Here is an 18,923-nt window from a genome sequence, read left to right on the forward strand (position 1 = left end):
TAAAAATATCTTGTAATATACTCATAAGACTATTATGCAGGAAACCGACACAAAAAGAAACCCCTAATTCCCCCATGAATGGGGGCTAGGGGGTTGAAGTGTCGAAGACACTTTTTCATTCCATAAGAAAGTGCCCCTATGAAATAAGAAAACGCTCCGCGGGGATCGCACAGCAAGATTCTTCATTTACCCTCTGGCACTTTCTTGAAAATGAGATATAATGATAATAATATGCGGTATATATATGCTTTATTTATCATACAGACGTTTATGATCGCTAACATGGAGGAATTATAAAGATGCAAAAGAGAATTATTCCGGTGATTCTGGCAGCGGCGCTTTTTATTACCGGTCTGCTCTCGATCCTGTCGATCCATGGGCTGCAGGGAAATGCCCGGGTAATCAACTATGCCGGTGTGGTGCGCGGAGGCACCCAGAGGCTGGTAAAGCAGGAGTTAGATGGCCAGCCCAATGATGAGCTGCTCCGGCAGCTGGACGGTATTCTTTCGGAACTTGACACAGGCGAGGGCCAAAATGGCCTGGACCAGTTAGACGATGAAAATTACCAGGAACTGATATCTCAGATGAAGGTGGTATGGGACGCGCTGAAAGACGAGATTCAGCAGGTACGTCAGGGGGCCGTAGGAGAGGAACTTTTCCGGTTGAGCGAAGAATATTTCACACTGTGTAATCAGGCTGTCAACGCAGCTGAGGTTTATGCAGAGAAACAGGTACATAACGCGGAAAGGGATCTGATCCTTCTGATTGCGGTGTTCCTGATACCGGTGGCTTTGTTGGTCTGGTATGGGGCGCGGCAGGCGAAAAAGCAGCAGATTCTGCAAAAAGCGGAGGCGGAAAACCGGGCAAAGAGCGAGGAACTGGAGAGGATGTCCAGAGATCTGCGCGCCCCGATGGATGAGATCCCGGAGCTCATGTATGTGTCTGATCTGGAGAATTATGACCTGCTTTTTCTCAATGAGGCGGGCAGGGAAACCTTCGGGATAAAAGAACTGTCGGGACAGAAGTGCTATAGAGTCCTTCAGGGGAAGGAGAAACCTTGTGAATTCTGTACCTCATCGAAGCTGACCTCCGGAGAAAATTATACCTGGGAATATACCAATCCCATTACGAAGAGGCATTATCTCTTAAAAGACCGTCTGCTGCCGTGGGACGGCCGACCTGCCCGGATGGAACTGGCCTTCGATATTACAGAAGCCGACGCGGAAAAACAGGCTCTGAAAAATACTCTGGATGCGGAAATGATGGTAATGGAGTGCGTGCGTACCTTGTACCGGGAGTATGACCTGGACCGGTCTGTTCCAATCATCCTGGAGCGTTTGGGAAGCTTCCTAAGCGCCGACCGTGTCTATGTGGGGATGATCCGGAACGAACTGCTGTATAACGACTACGAGTGGTGCGCTGATGGCAGTACTCCGCAGAAGGATGTCCTGCAGGATATGCCCATGTCGGCGATCGCCAGCTGGCTGCCGGCTTTTGAACGCCAGGAATGTTTTATACTGGAAGATCTGGAGACACTGCGGGAAAGTTCTCCTGAGGAATATGAGCTGCTGTCCGGTCAGAATATCCACAGCCTGGCGGGGGCCCCGATGGAGGAGGACGGACAGCTGCGCGGGCTGCTGGGGGTGGACAATCCCCCGCCGGACCGTATTCGCAGTATAGCCCCCCTGCTGCAGACCCTGGGCTACTTTCTGATGCTGACCTACCGGCGGACAGAGAGTGAGAAGCAGCTGTCTCACCTGAGTTATTATGATACCCTTACCTCTTTTTATAACCGCAACCGCTATATGGAGGATTCGGCCGCTATCTCCGAACATGCTGGCCCGGTGGGAATCGTATATCTGGATGTAAACGGCCTGAAAGATATCAATGATCAAAAGGGTCATGCCTTTGGGGATAAAGTGTTGGTAGAATGCGCCCGGCAGATGCGTGAGGCTTTCCAGGACGCGGATTATTACCGGATCGGCGGGGATGAATTCGTCATCATCTGCCCGGGGATTGACCGGGAGGTATTTGAGCAGAGGGTGGCGGGCCTGCGCCGCCGTTTCCGCAGCAATGCCCAATGCAGTGCGGCCATAGGTGCCCAATGGGATACCCGTTTCGAGGATCTGCAGCAGATTATCGCCAGTGCGGATGCGAGGATGTATGAAGATAAGAAGGATTTCTATCGGAAGAATCCGGTTTCTAACCGGTACCGCCATCACAGTGACGAGATCCTCCATCTGGCCGATCCTGAGGTGCTGAACGAGGAGATCGAGCAGCAGCACTTTGTGGTGTATCTTCAGCCTAAGGTGGCATCCAGCAATGGATCGGCCGTGGGGGCGGAAGCACTCATCCGATATCAGCCCCGTTCTGATTCCCTGGTACTGCCCGGAAACTTTCTCCCTCTGCTGGAGGAAAGTGAGACGATCAGCCAGATAGATTTTTATGTCTTTGAATTTGTCTGTTCCCGGTTTAAAGAGTGGGCAGAACAGGGGAAGCAGGCTCTTCCTGTTTCGGTCAACTTCTCCCGCTGTTCTTTGTCCCGGCCGGATTTTATTAACCGTATTTCCGGACTATGCAGGAAGTATGGGGTGGATAAGAAATATATGGAGATCGAGCTTACCGAGACAGCCCATGAGGCTGACAGTGTGGATCTCCAGAATCTGATCCGTGATCTGCGAAGCGAAGGTTTTATGGTTTCCATCGATGATTTCGGTACAGAATATGCGAATCTCGCCCTGCTGTCCACGGTGGAATTCGATGTGCTGAAGCTGGACAAGAGCCTGGTGGATGACGTTGCCTCGAATCCAAGAGCCAGTACTGTCGTGGAGTCCATCGTGGATATCTGCAAAAAGATGAATATCCAGGTGGTGGCCGAAGGGATTGAAACAGATGCGCAGCTGTCGGCGCTGCGTGCCTGCGGCGTCGAGCTGGCACAGGGCTATCTGTTCAGCAGGCCGGTGCCGATTGAAGAGTATGAGAATAAGTATTTAATGGATAAAGGTTAAGGATGCATCTTCGCTTCCCCTGCGGTGAGCAGAATGTCCTCCAGAGAACACTGATCCTCCAGCATCCGGTACAGTTTCAGGACGGTATCCAAAAGAGGATGCTGCTGAGTGATTCCGCTGTATTTTGCGAGGGCCTTCCCGATTCCCTCGGAGGCTATATACGAGTGGAGGACCCGGGACTCCTCATCAGGAGCATAACGGTAATAGTAGGCAGCCGCGATTCCGACCGCTATATGAGCGGGGAAGACGCCGTGTTTCAGGCATAGCCGGGCTGCGCCCATGAGACGGTCGTTTGTTTCCAGCTTACGGATCGGGTCCTGGGCAACTCTTTTTACGGAGATGCCCAGGGGTCTGTTACCGAAGCGGTATAACAGCTCATCAGAGTACAGAATCAGGGATTCCAGATCCCTGTCATACTCATGGGCCATTCCAATGCTGATTTCCTGCAGGGCCTTCGACGTGATATAGCGGATGGCCGGAATGCGGATGGCCTCCGCCAGGGAAGAAAGCTCCAGGAGATCGCCCAGATAAGCCGTCACGGCATGGGCCATATTATACATATACAGTTTTTTTCGGATATAAAAGTCAAAAGGCTCATAGGGTACCATGTGTTTGATCTCCGGTAGTTCTCCCAGCCAGCTGCCGCGGTCGATCGGAAGCTCGCTGTAATCCTCCGCGATTACCCTGAGCGGGTCGCCGTCCTGAAGCCGGGGACTCATGACCGGCACATTTCTGCCGATACAGGTCTCTACCATTCCTATTCTTTCCCGAAAGAAAGCGGTCTCGGACGCAGTCAGATGGCCGGCGATCAATTCTCCCAGGTAGACATTCGCCTGCACCATATTTTCACACACAATCATATTCAAAGGCGCATTTATGGAAAGTTCCCATCGTTTCCGAAGACCGGAAGCGATAACCGGAGCGATGACGGGAAGAACGTTCTTCCCTACCGAGGTGGCCATAAGATCCGCGGTACTGATCTCGTCAATGACTGCCGCCTCGTCCGATGACCATACCCCCCTCACATGTGCAACCGGGATCTCCCAGTGCTGCGCGTCTTTCACAAATCGAATCGGATAGCTCTTACGGGTATTTAACTGATCGATCAGCTCTTTGTTTTGATCGACAAATACAACCTCAAAACCAGATTCGCTGAAAAGCTGTCCGATGAATCCCCGGCCGATACTTCCGGCGCCATAAATTACGGATTTCATGCTTTGCTCCTTTATTTAAAATAGCGGAATCCCGCGGGAGGGGATCAGATACCTGAGAGCAGATCTTCCGCCGTCTTTTCATTGGTCACTAATATGTTGATACAGCCTGCCGACAAAGCAGCAGCCAGGCTTGGGAGCTTGCGTATTCCGGCAGCTATACATAGTTTGGCTGGTATGCCTGTGAGATCTTCCAAAGTGACGGAAACGGTTCTCTTTTCCAATTGGGGATCACAGATTTCACAGCGCTCATTGATGATATGAGAACAGATATCTCCCACCGCTCCCATTTTTATCAACTGCCCGATCTCATCTTCCCGGAAATAACCGGAGGACACAAACACATTATCATTTGCGAATACGCCTACGGTGATGACAGCGATAGTCGCCTGGCGTGCCAGATGGAGCACTTCGGTTATATTCCGGTCCTTCATGACTGCATTCCTGGCGGTGACACTTTCCAGGACGGCCGGCAGCGGGATCAGATGACAGCTGCCGCCCAGATGCCTGGCTATGTTTCTGGGAATATCACTGACGTAACTATCCTGATTCATCTTTGTAACACCGCCGCAGAGCTGTACCACCTGTATATTCTTCAAATCTTCCCGCCGTATGACCGCTTTTGAAAAAGCATGGAGCGTTTCTCCCCAGCCGACACCTATGATATCATCGCCGCAGAGGATCATATTCAGGTATTCGGCGGCGGCTTTTCCCAGTTTGTCCAATAAAGCCGGGTCCGAATCATGGACCGGTATAACGATAGCTTTTTTTAAACCGTATTGTCTGCGTAAGCTTTCTTCCAGAGGATTTTCCGCTTTTATCGGATCATTGATCCGAATCTCCACGATACCGCGTTCCCTGGCTTCATTCAGTAACTTGCTGATGTAAGTTCTGGACAAACCAGCCTTATCCGAAATCTCCTGCTGGCTGAAATTCAATTCATAATACATCTTTGAGATATTCACCAGCAATTGTATTTTCTCATATTCATTCATGTTGGGTTTCGTGCCTCCTCATTGCCTCTCTTTGAAACGAAGAACTAAAGATAATTCTAATTTATCATATGTGAAAGCTGGATACAAGGATTAAATGGATATAACGTGTTATATTAGCCTGATTGAACCGATGATCGATATCAAATGGTTGACAGATTGAGGAACATATGATAATAATTAAATAACAAATGATATATTGGAAGAGGAGAGGGTTACAGAATGGAAATGAAAGAACTGGCATCACATATCGATGCCACACAAGTGCAAAGCAATGTGACAGAAAAGGATATTGCTTATCTGGTCAGAGAGTCGGCGAAATATGGTTTTGCGGCAGCATTCGTTCTGCCCTGTTACATGAGCGGGGTCAAAAAAGGGCTTGAGAATACCCGGGTGCATACCGGAGGAGTGGTGGGCTTTCCCTCAGGCGGTGAGCTGACCGATACCAAGATCTGCGAGGCGAAAAAAAATATCGAGCTGGGAGCGGAAGAGGTTGATATGGTGATCAATATCGGCTGGTTATTATCCGGAAAATATGATTGGGTCAGGGAGGAAATAAAAGCAGTAAAAGATGTCGTGGGGGACCTTCCGTTAAAGTGCATCATTGAAATATCACTGCTATCCGGGGATGATGCAAAACGGGCATGCGAACTGGTAATCGAAGGCGGTGGCGACTACGTGAAAACGGCGACGGGATGGGTCGCCCCTACCACTCTGGAACAGGTGAAACTGATCAAAAGTGTCGTCGGGAACAGTGTACAGATTAAGGCAGCCGGCGGAATCCGTTCCCGGCAGACGGCTCTGGAGTTTTTGAATGCCGGGGCATGCAGGCTGGGGATTAGTGTTAAGAATGCGGTTAAGATTCTGCAGGAATAAGCTTCGTGGACTGGCGGAACTGGACCTCCGTGCGAAGATAGGTAAACGTCGCAGGCAGGTCCGGGTCGGCGATCCGGTTCAATAAGAGCCTGGAGGCGATGATTCCCATATCCGCACTGGGGGTCCGCACGGTGGTCAGGGTGGAGTTCATGGAACTTAACGAAAAAGTGTCGTCAAACCCGCACAGCAATACATCCTCCGGTATGGATACCCCCATTTTGGACAGGCAGGAGCTCGTCTGCATCGCCAGCAGGTCATTGGCGCAGAAAAACATATCCGGCAGTGTTGTAAGGGCTGTCAGGCGTTTGGACAGCCAGGCATCATCCCCGTAAAAGCTGTCGTCATCCATGATACAGTTCTGCGGATGATACGGGATTCCGCTATCCATAAGGGCAGCCTTAAAGCTCTCGAACCGCTCGTGAAAACTCAGGCAGTGGTTCGGATCACCGATAAATCCAACGGAGTGGATTCCTGTAGTTTTAATAATGGAGTGCAGCATATGGTAGACGCTGTATTTATTTTCCATCAGAAGGAGATCGGCGTGCAGGGAGTGGTGGGGAAAACCGCAGTAGGCATCGGAAAATAAAACCGGTTTTTGCAGACCGCACAGCATACGGGTATAAGCCTCGTCAAAAAGCTCCAGACAAATCAGGGCATCCACCTGCCCCAGTTTCAGGTTCTGAGGCAGCGACAGAGAATGGATATCTTCGTTGCTCAGTATATGTATGGTCAGGGAGTAGCCGTGTTTACTGATCTCCTGTTCCAGAGTGGCCATCAGAGTGGAAGCAATATGGAACCGGTTGGGCATAATATGGGCCAGCAGTGCCAGATTTCCTCCTTTTTCCGATTGACCGGCTTGCGTATCCTGAGCATCCGCCAGGTAGGCGAATTGCTTGTAATTCATTTCCTTTGCCTTTTGCAGCACCGCGCGGACAGTCTTTTCCGGCATTCCGCTGGAACCGTTCAGCGCTTTGGAAACCGTGGTACGGGAAAGGCTAAGCGCGTTGGCAATATCTTGAATGGTAACTTTTTCTTTTGACATGACAAACCCCTCGAATCTATGGAATATTCTTTATCGCTAATAAGAGCTGGCGGCTCCGGTACCCAATATCAAAATCTTTTCCGTTTCTGCTATGTCCTCTTCGATCAGTGAACGCATACTGTCCTTGTATTTTGATAAATCAGCTTCCCGCAAGGATACCAATATTCTTGGAACATACTGTGGCTTTGCCAAGCCTACTTGTGCAAGAGCTTTTACACACTGCCTGGCTGTAATCGGTTTTTCATCCGTTATGTGTGTGAGAAAAGCAGATAGGATTGAGTCAAAACGGTTTTCCTCATCCCACTGGGCATTCGCTGCAAGTATATACAACACTCGATTTCTTACCAATGATTTTGGATGGTCAAGCAACGAAGCAAAGTCGTCGAAATATTCGTACCATTCATCTGTTTCCTGACTTTCTGATATAATTTTATTGGCAAAAGCACAAGCATACGTATCATCTTTTACAGTCAGCTTTGCTACAATGTTTTCTTCCATCACCTATCACCTCGTAAATTCGAATTTATCGTTTTCTGCCAATATAACGGCAGACTTCTTTCTTATATTGCAGATAGTCATCTCCAAATGCGGCAATCAAAAAATCTTCCTCGACACAGACAATTTGCAAATGGTACATAATGACAGCGAAGGCGGTTAGAATACACAAAATCCAGTTGAAAAACATCAATAAGATACCAATATACAAAAGGTCAAAACCCAAAAAAGCGGGATTACGGCTAATTTGATAAATACCGTTTGTTACAAGTTCAGTTTGATCGGTTTTGGACACCCCTGCACGCCAACTATCACGCATGGTCTGTACTGCGGCAATAAATACAAGTGTTCCCGCAACACCCGTAACCGCACCCACAACCCGAATCACGGTAAAGCTATGACTTGTTCCAATGAAGATACTAAAAAGACCTGCTGCAAAAACAAGAACAGCCGCGATCTTCATGGTGACTTCCACAAATTTCTCAAAGCCAGCTTTGTCTTTTCCGATTTGGTCTGTCTGGATTCCTTGTTTTTTCTGATGAAACATTTTTACAAAATAGCAGCCATAGAAAGCAATTAAGATTACTATGGAAATCAGCTTAAATTCCATTGTCATTCTCCCGCCAAACTTCCGATTTATCGATGAATAAGATTACATAAATTATCTGTCACCTATTTTGTCATATAACCGTAAGGACTGCCACAAAGGAAATCTGGGACCCGTTTCCTATACTTGCTCCGTTCTTTCTTACTATATTATCGAAAATATTCTAAAATTGCAAGCGAAATATATAAAAATGTTAAAATGCATTAAATAAATGTTCAAATAGTATTGGATAAATTGAACGTATGTTAATGAGAACGTGGATGGAATCCCCCATGCCACGTATCATGAAGTGAAACAAATGTTAAAATTTAATCTTAATAATAAACAAAAATGTGAAATTAAAATTGAAAAAATGTCAAAATAAATATTGACATTAGTTAAAATACATGATAATATTCACAATAAGAACAGAAGAAAAAGATAATTTCCTGTCGAATTATACTTAATATTGTATAAGCAGAATACCCACAGCCGGGCTAAATCATAATCTGGAGTTGCCTTGTGAGATAAAAGTGAACAAATGTAAACTTGAAATTATGCCTTTGCAATTAAAAGAGCTCAATCTGTTTACACGGTTGATGCGGCTGCAGAAATAAAGAAATCCTTTAAGCTGTGACCCGGCCAATAACAAATTTATATTGTCAGTTTCAATATGAAATCTGTTCGGTTTTTGATCGGTTCATCAACTTATGAACTCTTAAAAGGGTTACTTCTTTACATTTACGGAGTTTATTGCTTTACATAAGGTTTAATTACTAAGTTCTCACACTTAATTACAAAGTTCTCACATTAGAAGAGGAAATTATCTAAGCATTCACAGTCATATAAAAGGAGGGAAAATGAAATAGACATACAAGATATCCCGCAAGTTTCAACCGTATGGCGACTTAATTAGGTAATAAAGGAAATAATGGAAATGATAAGATCCCGGGAGATTCCAAATTCCGTTAACCTTAAGTCAAGATACTAGGAAACAGATCACAAACCAAAAATAATTTCGACAACCAGAGAACTGATAACCAAGTAATGCAGCAAAAACCAAAACAAAATCAGATCAGAATTCAGACCAACTACGAGAAAAAATGGAGGATTATGAAAATGAAAAAGTTAGCAGCAATCGGTTTGGCATTCATCATGACCGCAGGCCTGTGTATTGGCTGCGGATCAAAAGAAGCACCCCAGACGAGCGATCCGGCTCCGGAAGCAACTGCCGCCGGAAATACCGAAGAACCGGCAGGAGATGACGCTGATTCCAAAGCGGACGCCGCAGACGCTTCCGGTCAGGGCACGAAGATTACCTTATTAAATACGAAATCAGAACTCCAGACCCAATTCGAGGAGATGGCGAAGAAGTACCAGGAACAGACCGGGGTGACTGTGGAAGTAAATTTCACCAGTGATGTAGTGGGAACCCACCTGGCCGGAAAATATGCGGCGGGCGATCCCTACACCATTATGCTGGTAGACCATCCCGACGTCTATGATTTCCAGGAGTATCTGGCGGATTTAAGCGGTGAGGACTGGATCAAAGACGGCGGCGATACCTATGGGATCACCATCGATGGCAAAGTATACAGTTTTCCTTTTACCGTGGAGGCGGTAGGCCTGATCTACAATGCCGACGCGATCGAGAAAATTACCGGTGAGACATTCAAACCCGCGGATTACGCTGCCTTGGATAAGTTCGAAGGATTATTAAAGAAGCTGGCGGACGGTGGTATGGCAACTCCCGTGGCTGTCAACAAAGATGACTGGTCCCTGGCCAACCATTTCTTCGGGCAGCTCTATGACCAGCAGGGGAACTCGGCAGACGGTTCCATCGCTTTCGTGGATTCCCTGAAATCCGGCGAAACGAAACTTTCGGAGAATGCGCGTTTCCAATCCCTGATGGACAGCTTCGATCTGCTGAAAAAATATAATATCAATGGCTCCGATCCTCTCTCCGCGGATTATGATCTGAACAATTCTTATCTGGCGGAAGGCCAGGTGGCGTTCTGGTTCAACGGCAGCTGGGCAACGGAAATCTATGAACACACAGAGAATATCGGCATTATGCCACTGCCTCAGAAAGATACCACCGATGATGCGAACACCAAACTGGTCAGCGGTGCCAGCAAAGAATTTGTCATCGATGCGAAATATGCGACACCAGAACAGCAGCAGGCGGCGAAGGATTTCCTGAACTGGCTGGTATACGAGGAAGCAGGGCAGACGTTTATGGTAGATGAATGCAGCATCATCCCCGCGTTTTCCAATATCCAGAAAAAAGTATCCGCACCTTTAAGCGCATCCGCACAGGAATATATCAATGCCGGGCAATCCATGTACTGGTACCAGGAGATCCCGGGCGATCATGGAACACAGGCCGGCGCTTCCCTTCAGAAATACCTGGGCGGCAACAGCAAGAGGGATGAACTGGCTTCCGAAATCGAAACCTATTGGCAGGCACAAAAATAAGGAAATTCCAAGAGGGGCCGGCACAGCAGTGCGGCCCCATTTATCTTGAATAGAAAGCAGGTGCAAAACCGCATGAAAAGGAAACATTCACTCTGGTATAAGACAGGAACCTTCCTGGGCTTTGCCGGACCGGCGGTCTTTTGTTTTATCATGGTGCTGATGGTACCGTTCGTCTATGGTCTTTATCTGACTTTTACCGGATGGAACGGTATATCGGCGGATAAGGCCTTCGTAGGCTTTGGCAATTATGTCACCACATTTCAGGATGCGGACTTCTGGCGTTCTGTACTGCTGACTCTGATCTACTCCGCCATATCCGTGATCCTGATCAATGTGCTGGCCTTTGTGCTGGCGTATCTGGTCACCAGCGGAGTTAAGGGACAGAATTTTTTCAGAGCCGGATTTTTCACACCGAATCTGATCGGCGGACTGATATTGGGATATATCTGGCAGTTTATTTTTTCCAGGGCGCTGGTATCCGTGGGAACGAAGCTGCAGATCGGCATCTTTTCCACGTCCTGGCTGTCAGATCCGGACAAGGCGCTGTTTGCCCTGATTATCGTCACGGTATGGCAGTACTCGGGCTTCATGATGTTAATCTATATCGCGGGACTGATGAGCGTACCCAAGGATCTGCTGGAAGCGGCCAGGATCGACGGCTGCCGGCAGTGGCAGTGTACCCGGTTCGTGACCCTGCCTTTGATGGTGTCCTCCTTTGTGGTGTGCCTGTTCCTGTCCATCACCAGATGTTTTATGGCCTATGATCTGAATCTGTCGCTGACGGATGGAGGCCCTTTTAATTCCACCGTGATGGCTGCCATGCATGTCTACATGAAAGCATTTACAACCAAAAATTACGGTGTGGGGCAGACGGAAGCGGTGATCTTATTTGTCATATGCGTGGTGATTTCCATAAGCCAGGTGATGATCGGAAAGAAGAAAGAGGTGAGCATGTAAGATGACAGAGAGAAAAAGAAATTCCGGAATGCTGAAAACTGTGATCCTGTCTGTGGTCCTGCTCCTGTACATTTTCCCGTTCTTCCTGGTTTTGATCAACGCATTTAAGACTAAGATCGATGTCATTAAGAAGCCGCTGTCTCTGGTCGGAGAGCACGGTTTCCTATTAAGCAACTTTGTGCAGGCGGTAGAGAAGATGGATTTCTTCAAAGCACTGGGGAATTCCCTGTTTATTTCAGGGTGCAGTGTGTTTCTGATTATTTTCGTATCCGCCATGGCAGCCTATATTTTCGCCAGGACCGACTGGATGGCGGGAAAAATTCTGTTTGCCCTTATGATCGCATCCATGGCGATCCCCTTCCAGGTACTGATGATACCGCTGGTTTCGATCTACGGCGGGACCCTGAATATGCTGAATCACAGGACGACGCTAATTTTTATGCATATCGGTTTCAGTGTAAGTATGGGAATCTTCCTGTTTCATGGAGCGATCAAAAGCACGGTGCCGATGGAACTGGAGGAATCGGCCAGTATCGATGGATGTGGCCGGTATAAAACATTTTTTATGATTGTGCTGCCGCTGCTAAAGCCTATGATCGCTACCCTGGTGATCATCGACGCGCTGAACCTGTGGAATGATTATCTGCTGCCCAGCCTGGTACTGGGTAAGAAGGAACTGTATACCCTGCCGATCGCTGCGCGGGCGTTCTACGGGACCTTCTCCTCAGATCTGGGACTGATGATGGCGGCTCTGGTTCTGACGATCATTCCCATTCTCGTTTTATATCTGTTCCTGCAGAAGTATATCATCGAGGGCGTGGTCGCCGGGGCGGTGAAGGGGTGAGTGAAGATGACGGAGGACAAGTGATGGACCACAAGGACAATAGGATCATAAAAGGAGATAACCGTCCGGGAGTTCATTTCAGCCCGCCTGAGGGGTGGGTGAATGATCCGAACGGACTGATCTATTATGAGGGATATTATCACCTGTATTACCAATACTATCCGGACGGACTGACCCACGGTCCGATGCACTGGGGACACGCCAGATCCGCGGACCTGATCTGTTGGGAGCATCTGCCCGTGGCTCTTTATCCGGATGAGCACGGAGAAATATTTTCCGGCAGTATGGTATACGACAGGAATAACACCAGTGGATTCGGAACACAGGCCCAGGGTCCATTGGTGGCTGTGTTTACCCATCACCGGAAGCGGGGAGAGTCTGTCGTTCAGTCCCAGAGTCTGGCCTACAGCATGGATGGGGGAAATACCTTTCAGAAATACGCGGGCAATCCGGTGCTGAATAAAGGACTGAGAGATTTTCGGGACCCCAAGGTGTTTTACTATGAACCAACGGGGCGATGGGTCATGGTACTGTCGGCAGGACAGGAGGTACAGATCTATCGTTCGCTGAATCTGAAGGAGTGGGAATATGAGAGTACCTTTAAAAGCGGTGACCAGGAACCGGGGGAAATCTGGGAGTGCCCGGATCTGTTCCCAATGACACCTGAGGATGACGAAACAGCAAAACCTTCCCAGCACGGGCAGGTATGGGTTTTGACGGTCAGCGTCATAATCCCGGAGAGAAAATATTCCTGCGTGAGGTATTTCACCGGAACGTTTGACGGAGGGAAATTTACTGCGCAAACTCCGGCGGGAGAAAAAAGGATACTGGATTACGGATATGATTTTTACGCGCCCGTCACTTATGAAAATGTACGGGGACGCCGGATTCTCATGGGATGGCAGAACCGCTGGGCTTACGCGGAGATGCTGCCGGCTGTGAAGTTCCGGGGCACCATGTCATTTCCAAGAGAGCTGAAACTGAAAAAAAGCGGGGAGGATTACCGGATAGCCCAATATCCGGTGCAGGAATTATTCGAAGCTGCTAAGCCTTATCCGGCCAGGACAGACAAAACGGCCATCCTTCTACCGGGACAGCCCTGTTACATAACTCTGGAGCTGCCGCTGCAGGATGAGACAAGAGAATTTCATTTGACCAATGGGCGTAATTGCCTTAAGATCTTAGTAAATACGAAAACAAAAGAACTGGAGATAAATCGTGCGTCGGCTTTTCCGGACGACTTTGGAAAAGAGTGGTTATGCCGGAAAATCAGTCAGAAGGAAATGAAACACCCGGAATATCTGCACATGCTTTTAGATACCAACAGCGTTGAATTGTTCTGGGGGGAAGGGGAAGCGGTTTGCAGCATGCTTTATTATGCAGAATCCCCTTTCACGAAGCTGCAGGCGGAAGATCGGGAGGTATCGTTTAAGTTATACCGGATCCCGGATGAGGGCAGAGGAAACGGGAAACCGGATATCCCGGAACCCTATATCCGGGAGAAGCTTAAAAATAAAAAGGAGGCTGCAGGATGAAAGGATGCGATCTTATTTTCTACACGCCCGAGAACCAGTATCCCGGGATGCCGCATGGTGAAATGTGCGGAGATATCATGCCGTTTTACTGGGAGGGCAGATATATTTTATTTTTCCTGTACAAGTACTGTATCTACGCGGTCGAGACAGAGGACTTCGTACATTACGGGAAATGCAGGCTGGTGCTTCAGAACGGCAGCCCCGATGAGCAGGACTGGCACGCGGCGACAGGCAGTGTGTTTCATCACGAAGGCACTTTCTATTTTTACTATACAGGTTTCTGTGAAGGAAACCGGGGCGTTCCCGGAAAATATGAGCAGGCTGTCTTAAGGGCTACCAGCGCAGATCTGATCCATTGGACGAAGGATACCGGCTATTTTTTTCCGCCGGACACCAGGTTTTATGGGGACCGGCACTGGAGAGATCCTCACGTATTCTGGAATCAGGAACTGGAAAGTTTCTGTATGCTGGTGACCGCGACGGAAAAAGAAGGGGCAGTATTGAGGGACGGTTGCACGGCGGTATATGTTTCCGGGGATATGAAACATTGGGAGCATTATAAGACGATCTATTCACCCAGGACATTTCCCACACATGAATGCCATGATGCTTTTTTGATGGGCGGCAGATGGTATCTGACTTTTTCTAATTATTCCCGTTGGTGGGAAACCAGATACCGTCTGGCGGAACAGTTTAACGGCCCTTGGGAGATGCCGGAGCAGGATGATATGTTCGACGGCCGGGAATTCTATGCGGCAAAGACGGTTACGGACGGGAAAAAGCGATATCTGGTCGGATGGCTGTCGATCCGCAAGGACTGCCGGGATGACGGCAGATTCGTGTGGGGAGGAAACACCTGTGTTCATGAGCTGGTCCAGCGGGAGGATCATACACTGGGGGTGCGGATGGTGGAAGCTGTGCGCCGGTCATTCAGCCTGGAGCTTCCGAGGCAGTTACAGGGCTATGATGGGGTGTGGAAAGCTGAGGAACGAACACCGAAGGGATCGATTGTAAATGAGAATGCGGCTGAGGACATGGATGGGAATGCAGAGCTGATCACGGGCAGATCCGAGGATGGCTTTGGCTGGGCGTCCTTGGGAGAACTGACAGATCCGTGCCTGTTCGAAGCGACTCTTCGGTGGAAACCGGGAACCAAAGCCGTAGGACTGATGATCCATGCCAGCGGGGAAAAGCTGGAACGGTGGTGCCAGCTTCGGTTAGAATTGACACATCAAAAGATCGTGATGGACTATTATAATCGGATCGATGGGGATCAAAGCTATATTGATGAACGACCTGTGCGGTTCCGGGACGGTGAAGCCAGAGTACAGCTGCTGGTCAGCGGTACGATCATGCAGGTGTATGTGGATGATGTGGCGCTGACGACCAGATGTTACAGTGTACAGTCCGGTTTGATCGGGGTGTTTGCGGAGTATGGAACGGTATCTTGTGCGGAGCCGCGGCTGCTGGGGCAGTGTGAGGAATTCCGTGCGTAAAAGAAATTATGCGGCTGTTATAATAAAGAAACGGAGGTTATGAAATGTTTGCATCGGTCATGGGGATGGAGAGTTTACCTTTTATTCAAAATGCGAGAAGCAGGGCGATTAATGCGGAGAATCCCACCGGAGAAAAAGGAAAGGGGGGAATGGCGGACAGTATACTTGGACCATCCAGGAAGGGTTCCCCCTGCATACCCACGATAGAGCCAGGGGAGACAAAGGTGTTGGCCGAGATGGAAGGTCCTGGAGTGATCCGGCATATCTGGATCACAGTGACGGACAGGACCAGCGATCAGAACTGTTTTGTTCTGCGGGATCTGGTTTTGCGGATGTATTGGGATGAGGAGGAAACACCGTCTGTGGAGAGCCCGCTGGGAGACTTTTTTTGCTGCGGTTTCGCGAAAGCATATCCAGTGAATTCCATGCCGGTGGTGGTAAATCCGACCCGGGGATTTAACTGTTATTTCCCCATGCCTTTCAGAAAAAAAGCGAAAATTACCATCGAAAACCAGAATAAAGAGGCGGTTCCTTCCTTTTTCTATCAGGTAGATTACTGCCTGTGCGATGAGCTGCCGGAGAATACCGGATATTTTCACGCACAGTGGCGGCGGCAGCGGATAACGGAAAAACAGAAGGATTATGTGATTCTGGATGGAGTCAAAGGTTCCGGCCAGTATGTGGGGACCTTTCTGGCATTGACGACTCTGGAGAGATACTGGTGGGGAGAAGGGGAAGTGAAATTCTATCTGGACGGGGATAAGGATTACCCCACGATCTGCGGTACCGGAACAGAGGACTATTTTGGCGGAGCATGGAGCTTTGCGACGCAGGAAGAGGGAAAGACGGCAGAGCATACGTATTGCACTCCGTTTTTGGGATATCCGTTTTATTCGGCGCAGGATGACAGTGTGCATAATGATTATCATATGGATGATTGTCCGCCGATGAGAGGGCTGTACCGGTTCCATATTCCGGACCCGGTTTATTTCCGGGAAGATATTAAAGTTACTGTGCAGCAGATCGGATCGTGCCACCGGGGGATCTATGAGCGGCAGGATGATGTGGCTACGGTAGCTTACTGGTACCAGCGGGAACCGCATCAGGTGTTTGGGAAGCTGATGGGGAGAGAGGAACGCTGGCCGAGGTAGGGAACGAAACTCCTCCATATTGAAACAAAAGATTCTTAATTCTTATTTATAAGCAGCCGCAGCCGGAACATCTCCCCGTCTGTTTGATAATCAAGCAGTGCCCTATTCTTTTTTGCGAAAGCCGCGATACTAAGCGTACCGATCCCATGCCCGGATTCCTGTGACACCGGCATATGTTCTTCATCAAATACAACCGTTCCGCCATAGGTATTCGCGATCTCGACCAGGAACTGGGGAGTACTGACGCATCGGATCTCCAGCCGTTTATCCGATCCGGGAGCCTGCCTGCCGCATGCATGAATCGCATTTTCAATGGCATTGGCAAAAACCGTGGAGAGCTCCGCGGCGTCCACAGGCAGTTCAGCAGGAATATCACAGGAAGTCCGGATACTGATCCCTGCATCCGACGCACGCTGCACATACAGGGCGAGGATCGCGTTGACCATCACATTCTGGCAATAATGGGGCAGACTGGCATCCTGGTTCAGTTCATCGAACCGGTCGATGACCATGAGGGCTTCCGAAGCATTTCCTTCTTTGAGCAGGGCGGATATACCGGCGATATAGTGGCGCATGTCATGGCGGTAGATGCGGAGCTGATCTTCGCTTCGCTGCACGGCATCCATTTGGTTACGCAGAGCGCTTACCTGATTCTTCAGGATGTCCAGATCCCGCTGCTGATGTAACAGATCATAGGTACTGTTAAACACCTGGTAAATAATATAGTAAACAAAGGCGAGTATCACGTACAGAAAGGTAACCCCCGGCAGATTATCCGTCCTGACATGGGGATAAAGGCCCAGGAACATGACCAGCGCCATAAAGAGAAGCGGTATCGCCGAGAGAACACGCCAGCTGCTTTTTTTCATATTTGCAGCCAGAAACTGATATGGCTCCCTGAGGTAACGGGAAAATACAAACAGGATGATACAGTAGAAGGCGGACCGGATCAGGGCATCCTGCCAGATCAGCGAAGTGCCGTCTTCCAGAGCGCCTCCTACTATAAAATGGGACAGTATGGAGACCAGATAAATCGCATTGATTGCAGTTGATATGCTGAACAGGAGCTGGGAAGGCTTATCCTGTGTAAAAAGCAGAAGGAAAATCAGACAGGGGATGAGCACGGTAAGAGCATACATCTGCTTCATCCGCTCCATTCCCGGATTCAAAAACAGAATCGTCGACACCGCGGTGCCGGCAAGGGTAATCGCGATGTATGAAAACCAGACCGTTTTCCACCTGCATTTGAAGCGGGACATGGAAAAAATCAGCGCGATCGGGAATGCATAAGAGACCAGCATCCGAAATATTTGCTGCAAAACCATATAATTATTCAAGATTGATCCTCCGTCTCCAACATATAATCAAAATAAGTTTGCCGGGCATGTGCATATCCTCTGGTGATCGTAAGCTCCGTATGCTTATCAGGAGTGTTCATCACAAAGCTTTTGGGAGTGACGGCCCGGATATACTGCATGTTCACGAGAAAGGAAGAAGAGATCTTCACAAAGCGGCTGTCGGATTGCAGAGGCTTTACAATCTGCTCAAAGGGTTCCCGGAACATATTGGTTTCCACATTACGGCCGTTGGTCAGGTGACAGATCAGCCGATGTTTATAATATTCCACATAGATCAGCCGGCTGTAAGGAATCGCTTCGGTGCTGTTTTTAACACGGACAAGAAAATGGCGAGCCCTTTCCACCATCAGCCGTTCGGCAGCATCATCCAGAGCTTCAAACAGTTTTTCCTTGCAAACCGGTTTCAGCAGATACGCCTGCGCCTTAACGCTGTAGGAATCCAACGCAAAATCTGGTGAGCTGGTCAGATAGAGGATGACGGAGGAAGTGTTTGAACGGCGAATGATCTGCCCCGCCTCGATTCCGTTCGTATGGGGCATAAGGATATCCAGCAGGTAAATATCATAGTGGCCGCGCGCCTCTATGGATTCCAACAGGTCGTAGCTGGACTGGAAACGCCGCAGGCTGATGTCCAGGTCCGGATGGTCCGAAGCATATTCTTTTGCCAGCGCATAGACCGATTCTAATTCTCTTATATCATTGTCACATAGAGCGATTTGCAGCATTCTAACTTCTCCCCCGGTTGAAAATAAGTGAAAATTTATGCTAAATAGGTGCGATTTCTCCATATTATAGCATAAAATTGTATAATTTTGTTTAATACATGAAACAAGGATCGGTTTACAAAGTATTATATTGTCGAAACTTATCATATAAAAAGTCAATGAAATTGTC

General features: G+C 48.6%; 15 protein-coding genes. 8 read left to right on the top strand and 7 right to left on the bottom strand.

The features are described 5' to 3' along the window. The first annotated feature begins 299 nt into the window (after positions 1–299). Positions 300–3,008, top strand: a complete 2,709-nt coding sequence (locus ABC831_RS21015) for a putative bifunctional diguanylate cyclase/phosphodiesterase (protein WP_343250030.1) — start codon at positions 300–302, stop codon at positions 3,006–3,008. Here the strand turns inward: ABC831_RS21015 and ABC831_RS21020 are convergent. Both ABC831_RS21020 and ABC831_RS21025 read right to left on the bottom strand, forming a co-directional pair. Beyond that, a complete protein-coding gene (locus tag ABC831_RS21020) occupies positions 3,005–4,222 on the bottom strand; it encodes a mannitol dehydrogenase family protein (protein WP_343250031.1) in 1,218 nt (405 codons plus the stop codon). The genes ABC831_RS21015 and ABC831_RS21020 overlap by 4 nt on opposite strands. A gap of 44 nt (positions 4,223–4,266) precedes the next feature. Beyond that, the gene (locus ABC831_RS21025) at positions 4,267–5,214 is read right to left on the bottom strand and encodes a sugar-binding transcriptional regulator (protein WP_343250032.1); all 948 of its coding nucleotides are present in this window, start codon (positions 5,212–5,214) and stop codon (positions 4,267–4,269) included. Between the two features lie 225 nt (positions 5,215–5,439). On the opposite strand from ABC831_RS21025, the gene deoC reads away from it, so the two are divergent. After that, positions 5,440–6,087, top strand: coding sequence for a deoxyribose-phosphate aldolase (deoC, locus tag ABC831_RS21030; protein WP_343250033.1), 648 nt, complete (start codon positions 5,440–5,442; stop codon positions 6,085–6,087). Here deoC and ABC831_RS21035 read toward each other — a convergent pair. The 3 genes from ABC831_RS21035 to ABC831_RS21045 are packed head-to-tail and all read right to left on the bottom strand — an operon-like array spanning position 6,068 to position 8,234. Further along, complete coding sequence (locus ABC831_RS21035) at positions 6,068–7,129, bottom strand: LacI family DNA-binding transcriptional regulator (protein ID WP_343250034.1); 1,062 nt, start codon at positions 7,127–7,129, stop codon at positions 6,068–6,070. The genes deoC and ABC831_RS21035 overlap by 20 nt on opposite strands. A gap of 36 nt (positions 7,130–7,165) precedes the next feature. Beyond that, positions 7,166–7,627 (bottom strand): SufBD protein, encoded by a 462-nt coding sequence (locus ABC831_RS21040; RefSeq protein WP_343250035.1) that lies wholly within the window; start codon positions 7,625–7,627, stop codon positions 7,166–7,168. A 25-nt stretch (positions 7,628–7,652) separates the two neighbouring features. Beyond that, entirely contained in the window at positions 7,653–8,234 is a 582-nt protein-coding gene (locus ABC831_RS21045) for a methyltransferase family protein (RefSeq protein ID WP_343250036.1), read from the bottom strand. A 1,095-nt stretch (positions 8,235–9,329) separates the two neighbouring features. Between ABC831_RS21045 and ABC831_RS21050 the strand changes: the two genes are divergently transcribed. The 6 genes from ABC831_RS21050 to ABC831_RS21075 all read left to right on the top strand — a co-directional run bounded on the left by ABC831_RS21050 (position 9,330) and on the right by ABC831_RS21075 (position 16,671). Then, positions 9,330–10,688: an ABC transporter substrate-binding protein gene (locus ABC831_RS21050; protein ID WP_343250037.1), complete on the top strand. Its 1,359-nt coding sequence runs from the start codon at positions 9,330–9,332 to the stop codon at positions 10,686–10,688. A gap of 72 nt (positions 10,689–10,760) precedes the next feature. Further along, a complete protein-coding gene (locus tag ABC831_RS21055) occupies positions 10,761–11,645 on the top strand; it encodes a carbohydrate ABC transporter permease (RefSeq protein WP_343250038.1) in 885 nt (294 codons plus the stop codon). A gap of 1 nt (position 11,646) precedes the next feature. After that, entirely contained in the window at positions 11,647–12,489 is an 843-nt protein-coding gene (locus tag ABC831_RS21060; RefSeq protein WP_343250039.1) for a carbohydrate ABC transporter permease, read from the top strand. Further along, positions 12,486–14,024 carry a glycoside hydrolase family 32 protein gene (locus ABC831_RS21065; RefSeq protein WP_343250040.1) on the top strand — a complete coding sequence of 513 codons (1,539 nt, stop codon included), beginning with the start codon at positions 12,486–12,488 and terminating at the stop codon, positions 14,022–14,024. The genes ABC831_RS21060 and ABC831_RS21065 overlap by 4 nt, the downstream gene beginning before the upstream one ends. After that, positions 14,021–15,520: a glycoside hydrolase family protein gene (locus ABC831_RS21070; RefSeq protein ID WP_343250041.1), complete on the top strand. Its 1,500-nt coding sequence runs from the start codon at positions 14,021–14,023 to the stop codon at positions 15,518–15,520. The genes ABC831_RS21065 and ABC831_RS21070 overlap by 4 nt, the downstream gene beginning before the upstream one ends. A gap of 44 nt (positions 15,521–15,564) precedes the next feature. Then, a complete protein-coding gene (locus ABC831_RS21075) occupies positions 15,565–16,671 on the top strand; it encodes a glycoside hydrolase family 172 protein (RefSeq protein WP_343250042.1) in 1,107 nt (368 codons plus the stop codon). 35 nt (positions 16,672–16,706) lie between these two features. Here ABC831_RS21075 and ABC831_RS21080 read toward each other — a convergent pair whose 3' ends face one another. Further along, positions 16,707–18,008, bottom strand: a complete 1,302-nt coding sequence (locus tag ABC831_RS21080) for a sensor histidine kinase (protein ID WP_343250043.1) — start codon at positions 18,006–18,008, stop codon at positions 16,707–16,709. After that, positions 18,005–18,754 (bottom strand): LytR/AlgR family response regulator transcription factor, encoded by a 750-nt coding sequence (locus tag ABC831_RS21085; protein ID WP_343250044.1) that lies wholly within the window; start codon positions 18,752–18,754, stop codon positions 18,005–18,007. The genes ABC831_RS21080 and ABC831_RS21085 overlap by 4 nt, the downstream gene beginning before the upstream one ends. Positions 18,755–18,923: the final 169 nt, after the last annotated feature.

Origin of the sequence: Diplocloster hominis (genome assembly GCF_032380655.1) — a bacterium.
GTDB lineage: Bacteria > Bacillota > Clostridia > Lachnospirales > Lachnospiraceae > Diplocloster > Diplocloster hominis.

Coding starts and splice junctions, on each gene's coding strand:
- ABC831_RS21015 (WP_343250030.1), top strand. CDS start 300: ATGCAAAAGAGAATTATTCCGGTGATTCTGGCAGCGGCGCTTTTTATT.
- ABC831_RS21020 (WP_343250031.1), bottom strand. CDS start 4,222: ATGAAATCCGTAATTTATGGCGCCGGAAGTATCGGCCGGGGATTCATC.
- ABC831_RS21025 (WP_343250032.1), bottom strand. CDS start 5,214: ATGAATGAATATGAGAAAATACAATTGCTGGTGAATATCTCAAAGATG.
- deoC (WP_343250033.1), top strand. CDS start 5,440: ATGAAAGAACTGGCATCACATATCGATGCCACACAAGTGCAAAGCAAT.
- ABC831_RS21035 (WP_343250034.1), bottom strand. CDS start 7,129: ATGTCAAAAGAAAAAGTTACCATTCAAGATATTGCCAACGCGCTTAGC.
- ABC831_RS21040 (WP_343250035.1), bottom strand. CDS start 7,627: ATGGAAGAAAACATTGTAGCAAAGCTGACTGTAAAAGATGATACGTAT.
- ABC831_RS21045 (WP_343250036.1), bottom strand. CDS start 8,234: ATGGAATTTAAGCTGATTTCCATAGTAATCTTAATTGCTTTCTATGGC.
- ABC831_RS21050 (WP_343250037.1), top strand. CDS start 9,330: ATGAAAAAGTTAGCAGCAATCGGTTTGGCATTCATCATGACCGCAGGC.
- ABC831_RS21055 (WP_343250038.1), top strand. CDS start 10,761: ATGAAAAGGAAACATTCACTCTGGTATAAGACAGGAACCTTCCTGGGC.
- ABC831_RS21060 (WP_343250039.1), top strand. CDS start 11,647: ATGACAGAGAGAAAAAGAAATTCCGGAATGCTGAAAACTGTGATCCTG.
- ABC831_RS21070 (WP_343250041.1), top strand. CDS start 14,021: ATGAAAGGATGCGATCTTATTTTCTACACGCCCGAGAACCAGTATCCC.
- ABC831_RS21075 (WP_343250042.1), top strand. CDS start 15,565: ATGTTTGCATCGGTCATGGGGATGGAGAGTTTACCTTTTATTCAAAAT.
- ABC831_RS21085 (WP_343250044.1), bottom strand. CDS start 18,754: ATGCTGCAAATCGCTCTATGTGACAATGATATAAGAGAATTAGAATCG.